At 54.8% G+C, this 741-nt stretch carries 1 pseudogene; it reads left to right on the top strand.

The annotated features are described in order from the left end of the window. A pseudogene (locus KIT90_RS27215) lies at positions 1–741 on the top strand (hypothetical protein); the annotation flags it as partial.

The raw sequence follows: 741 nt of genomic DNA, 5'->3' as shown, positions 1-741 counted from the left end.
GCAAGGCAGTGAAACGCCTATCGTGAGCAGCAATGCCACGGTGCAAAACGGTGGGGCTTGGACGAGCAACGCGATGGACATCAGTGGAGAGCCAAATGGCACCTACAACGTGGTGGTGACGGGGACCAACGCATCTAACGTCGAGGTCACAGAAACGAGTACCTTAACGCTATCGCAGGCATTGCCAACCTTGACTAGTGCGACCTTCAATCCAACGCACCAGTTGGAAGGGCAAAATGTCACGGTCACACTGGAGTTTGATAAAGCGCTGCAAGCAGCGAGTGCAGAGCTGGGTGGTTCCGCCTTCACACTGACCAAGACAGCGGATGCGAAAGTCTGGACTGGTGACGTTGTCGTGCCCGTCACGTCAGAACTGACCGTAGGCTTGGTGGTGAAAGACTATCAAGATTTGTCTGGTAACACAGGCGCAGATGACAGCAGCCACTCGATGCCAATCACGCCAATCTTGGCGATCACACCAGTAGGCAATGTAGATGGCACGAATGCGGCCTCATTGCAGATTGCGGGGACGTCAACACGCTTTGATGGCCAAACGGTGAACGTAGAAATCAAAGCGCAAGGCAGTGAAACGCCTATCGTGAGCAGCAATGCCACGGTGCAAAACGGTGGGGCTTGGACGAGCAACGCGATGGACATCAGTGGAGAGCCAAATGGCACCTACAACGTGGTGGTGACGGGGACCAACGCATCTAACGTCGAGGTCACAGAAACGAGCACCTT

Origin of the sequence: Vibrio sp. B172a, assembly GCF_030248355.1 — a bacterium.
GTDB classification, from domain to species: domain Bacteria; phylum Pseudomonadota; class Gammaproteobacteria; order Enterobacterales; family Vibrionaceae; genus Vibrio; species Vibrio owensii.
The sequence above is the reverse complement of the archived record's forward strand: the minus strand, read 5'-3'. Positions and strand labels throughout refer to the sequence as shown.